Annotated in this window: 2 tRNA genes and 3 rRNA genes; all 5 read left to right on the plus strand. The window is 57.7% G+C overall.

From position 1 onward, the window contains the following. Nucleotides 1-5 precede the first annotated feature (5 nt). Nucleotides 6-1,521 (plus strand): 16S ribosomal RNA (locus tag BUC02_RS15535). Between the two features lie 94 nt (nucleotides 1,522-1,615). After that, nucleotides 1,616-1,689 (plus strand) — tRNA-Ile (locus tag BUC02_RS15540). Nucleotides 1,690-1,697: 8 nt separating this feature from the next. Continuing rightward, nucleotides 1,698-1,770 (plus strand) — tRNA-Ala (locus BUC02_RS15545). A gap of 175 nt (nucleotides 1,771-1,945) precedes the next feature. Continuing rightward, a 23S ribosomal RNA gene (locus BUC02_RS15550) occupies nucleotides 1,946-4,849 on the plus strand. 100 nt (nucleotides 4,850-4,949) lie between these two features. Continuing rightward, a 5S ribosomal RNA gene (gene rrf / locus BUC02_RS15555) occupies nucleotides 4,950-5,064 on the plus strand. Together the 16S, 23S and 5S rRNA genes with 2 tRNA genes alongside form the textbook arrangement of a ribosomal RNA operon. The last annotated feature ends 2 nt before the right edge of the window (nucleotides 5,065-5,066 follow it).

Genomic DNA, 5,066 nt, shown 5'->3' on the forward strand with positions numbered 1-5,066 from the left:
AAAAATTAATGAAGAGTTTGATCCTGGCTCAGAACGAACGCTGGTGGCGTGTCTTATACATGCAAGTCGAGCGGTGCAGCAATGCATAGCGGCGAACGGGTGAGTAACGCGTAAGCAATCTGCCCCATGCCCGGGAATAGCCGTGCCAACGCGCGGGTAATACCGGATATAGTGGCTCCCTGCATAGGGAGTTGACGAAAGATTTATCGGCATGGGATGAGCTTGCGTCCGATTAGCTAGTTGGCGGGGCAACGGCCCACCAAGGCGACGATCGGTAGCCGGCCTGAGAGGGTGATCGGCCACATTGGGACTGAGATACGGCCCAGACTCCTACGGGAGGCAGCAGTAGGGAATATTGCACAATGGGGGAAACCCTGATGCAGCAACGCCACGTGTGGGAAGAAGCATTTCGGTGTGTAAACCACTGTCGTGAGGGAATAAGGCTGAGTTTCGGCTCAGTTGAATGTACCTCGAGAGGAAGCACCGGCAAACTTCGTGCCAGCAGCCGCGGTAATACGAGGGGTGCAAGCGTTGTTCGGAATCACTGGGCGTAAAGGGAGCGCAGGCGGAAGCTCAAGCGGATTGTACAATACCGGGGCCCAACCCCGGACCTGCAGTCCGAACTGGGTTTCTTGGATAGTTCAGGGGCAAGCGGAATTCCTGGTGTAGCGGTGGAATGCGTAGAGATCAGGAAGAACACCGATGGCGAAGGCAGCTTGCTGGGGACTTATCGACGCTCATGCTCGAAAGTGCGGGTAGCAAACAGGATTAGATACCCTGGTAGTCCGCACCGTAAACGATGCATACTGGGTGTCCGCGGTTCGCCGCGGGTACCGTAGCCAACGCGTTAAGTATGCCGCCTGGGGAGTACGTACGCAAGTATGAAACTCAAAGGAATTGACGGGGGCCCGCACAAGCGGTGGAGCATGTGGTTTAATTCGAAGCAACGCGCAGAACCTTACCAGGGTTTGACATGGGAACGCCGCGGCGAGAGATCGCCGTTTGTAGCAATACACGTTCCGCACAGGTGCTGCATGGCTGTCGTCAGCTCGTGTCGTGAGATGTTGGGTTAAGTCCCGCAACGAGCGCAACCCACGTTTCCAGTTGCCACCCGCGAGGGGGCCCTCTGGAGAGACTGCCGGGGACAACCCGGAGGAAGGTGTGGATGACGTCAAGTCCTCATGGCCCTTACATCCTGGGCTACACACGTGCTACAATGGGCGGTACAATGGGTCGCAACGCCGCGAGGCGGAGCCAATCCTTAAAGCCGTCCTCAGTTCGGATCGGAGTCTGCAACTCGACTCCGTGAAGCTGGAATCGCTAGTAATCGTGGGTCAGCACACCACGGTGAATACGTTCCCGGGCCTTGTACACACCGCCCGTCAAGCCATGGAAGGAGGGAGCGCTCAAAGTCGCGATGCCGACCCGCAAGGGGGGCCAGCGCCTAAAGCGAGACCTCTGACTGGGGCTAAGTCGTAACAAGGTAGCCGTACCGGAAGGTGCGGCTGGATTACCTCCTTTAAGGAGTAAACATAGGACTAGACGTCCTACCGCCTGTTACTCATGTTCGAGACGATACCGTCACCGAAGCACATCTCCGGTTCCTTTAGGGCCCGGGTCTGTAGCTCAGCTGGTTAGAGCACCGCTCTGATAAGGCGGGGGTCAATGGTTCAAGTCCATTCAGGCCCATACCTATCGGGGTTATAGCTCAACTGGTAGAGCGCCAGCTTTGCAAGCTGGATGTTAGGAGTTCGAGTCTCCTTAGCTCCAGTTCAAGCGCCCCCGGGCGCAGGAAGCACCATCCGAGCGATGGCGAGCATATTGAAAACATTGGCGACAACATACGAAAAAGCAACAAGCACAGAGTGACTTGAAGCACCTAATCAAGAATGGTGGATTCGAGCTGCTCATGCAGCAATAGATCGAGCTGAATCGCTGGAAAACAGGATTTAAGCGAAGGAATGCACGCGGGGGATGCCTTGGCATCAGCCGGCGACGAAGGACGGGCCAAGCCCCGAAAGTGCCATGCGAGACGCAAAGGGTCTTTGACCATGGCGATTCCGAATGGGGAAACCCACGCATATGCGTATCCTCAGGCCGAATACATAGGCCTGCGGAGGCAAACCCGGGGAACTGAAACATCTAAGTACCCGGAGGAAAAGAAATCAACCGAGATTCCCTGAGTAGTGGTGAGCGAAAGGGGAGGAGCCCAGACGGGTTCCGTGGCATGGAAATCGACCGAAGCGGGATGGAAAGCCCCGCCACAGCAGGTGACAGCCCTGTAGGTCGAAGGAAATGTCCGGCCGTCGGAGAGTAGGGCGGGACACGTGAAATCCTGCCTGAAGACGGGGGGACCACCCTCCAAGGCTAAATACGAGCTGATGACCGATAGTGCACAGTACCGTGAGGGAAAGGTGAAAAGCACCCCGAGAGGGGAGTGAAAGAGCGCCTGAAACCGCGTGCATACATTCTGTCGGAGGGGGGATTCATCCTCCTGACGGCGTGCCTTTTGTTTAATGAGCCAGCGAGTTGCTCGCGTACGGCGAGGTTAAGCGCCTCAGGCGCGGAGCCGAAGCGAAAGCGAGTCTCAACTGGGCGACCAGTCGTACGCGGCAGACACGAAGCCTTAGTGATCTACCCATGGCCCGGCTGAAGCGGAAGTAACATTCCGTGGAGGGCCCAACCGATATACATTGAAACGTGTCCGGATGAGCTGTGGGTAGGAGCGAAAGACCAATCAAACTGGGCGATAGCTTGTTCTCTCCGAAACATATTTAGGTATGGCGTCATGAACAGCTTCACGGGGGTAGAGCACTGGAAGGACTAGGGGGCACACCCGCTTACCAAACCCTATCAAACTCCGAATACCGTGAACGTGGTGCATGGCAGACAGCCCGCGGGTGATAAGATCAGCGGACGAAAGGGAAACAACCCGGACCATCGACTAAGCGTCCCCAAGTACGTGCCGAGTGGAAAAGGATGTGGGGTTGCACAGACAGCCAGGAGGTTAGCTTAGAAGCAGCTACCCTTTAAAGAAAGCGTAATAGCTCACTGGTCAAGCGACCCCGCGCCGAAAATGATCGGGACTAAGCACGTCACCGAAGTCGTGGACTCCCGCAAGGGAGTGGTAGGAGAGCGTTCCGCAGGCCTGGGAAGGCGGGTGGCGATGCCCGCTGGAGGTACCGGAAACGAGAATGCTGGCATGAGTATGCGAAAATGCGGGTGAAAAACCCGCACACCGTAAGTCCAAGGGTTCCCGGGCAAGGATAATCCTCCCGGGGTCAGTCGGGATCTAAGGCGAGGCCGAGAGGCGTAGCCGATGACAATCCGGTCAACATTCCGGAACCCCACAGTAAGCGTCACTACCGACGGGGCGACGCATGGGACAGCGCGTAGCGGCTGACGGATGCCGCGGATGGAGTGCAAGGCTCCGGGGAGGCAAATCCCCCCGGTACACGCCCCAGGCTCCGGACCTCGCGAAGGCTTCGGCCGGAACGGGAGTCGCGTGGGCCCGTGCCAGGAAAAACCCCTAAGGGAGCGAATGTGGGCCCGTACCGTAAACCGACACAGGTGGACGAGGCGAATAGCCTAAGGTGCTCGAGACAACTCGGGAGAAGGAACTCGGCAAATCAACCCCGTAACTTCGGGATAAGGGGAGCCTCCGACGGTCAGCGTGAACAGCGCGAAGCTATTGGAGGTCGCAGGGAAACGGCAGAAGCGACTGTTTACCAAAAACACAGGGCCATGCTAACACGCAAGTGGACGTATATGGTCTGACACGTGCCCGGTGCCGGAAGGTTAACAGGAGGGGTCAGCGCAAGCGAAGCCCTGAATCGAAGCCCCGGTAAACGGCGGCCGTAACTATAACGGTCCTAAGGTAGCGAAATTCCTTGTCGGGTAAGTTCCGACCTGCACGAATCGTGTAACGACTTCTGCACTGTCTCCTCCCGGGACTCGGCGAAATTGCAGTGCCGGTGAAGATGCCGGCAACCCGCACCTGGACGGAAAGACCCCATGAACCTTCACTGTATTTTGACATTGGTTTTAGGGCCCGCATGTGTAGGATAGGTGGGAGGCTTTGAAACGGCGACGCCAGTCGTCGCGGAGCCGCCCTTGAAATACCACCCTTGCGCGCTTTGAGATCTAACCTCGTCCCGTCATCCGGGACAGGGACCGTGTCTGATGGTCAGTTTGACTGGGGCGGTCGCCTCCTAAAAGGTAACGGAGGCATCCAACGGTTCCCTCAGCGCGGTCGGCAATCGCGCGAAGAGCATAAAGGCATAAGGGAGCTTGACTGCGAGGCGGACACGCCGGGCAGGTACGAAAGTAGGGCTTAGTGATCCCGCGGTACAGCGTGGAAAGGCCGTTGCTCAATGGATAAAAGGTACTCTGGGGATAACAGGCTGATCTCCCCCAAGCGTTCATAGCGACGGGGAGGTTTGGCACCTCGATGTCGGCTCGTCGCATCCTGGGGCTGGAGAAGGTCCCAAGGGTTTGGCTGTTCGCCAATTAAAGCGGCACGCGAGCTGGGTTCAGAACGTCGTGAGACAGTTCGGTCCCTATCCGGTGTGGGCGTTCGAGACTTGAGGGAAGCTGTCCTTAGTACGAGAGGACCGGGACGGACGTACCTCCGGTGTACCGGCTGTCGCGCCAGCGGCATTGCCGGGTAGCCGTGTACGGATCGGAGAAACGCTGAAGGCATCTAAGCGTGAAGCCGTTCCCAAGATCAGGTCTCGCGGGGGCAACCCCATGTAGGGCCGTCGTAGACTACGACGTCGATAGGCCGCAGGTGTGAGCGTGGCGACACGTTGAGCCGAGCGGTACTAATAGCCCGGTAGAGCTTTTCCTTTCTTTCAACGATTCGGTTCCATCTGCCGCGTGGGCAGCCCGGACCCGCCAGCTTCAAGGCTGTGCGCATGACTTTTTCGACATTGTCGCCTGGAATTTGTTTCAGTGGTTACCGAGAGGGGGTCATACCCGTTCCCTTTCCGAACACGGAAGTCAAGCCCCTCATCGCCGATGGTACCTGGCCCACGGGCCCGGGAGAGTAGGTCGCCGCTGGATTC

This window comes from Fibrobacter sp. UWOV1 (assembly GCF_900142495.1).
In the GTDB taxonomy this organism is placed as follows: domain Bacteria; phylum Fibrobacterota; class Fibrobacteria; order Fibrobacterales; family Fibrobacteraceae; genus Fibrobacter.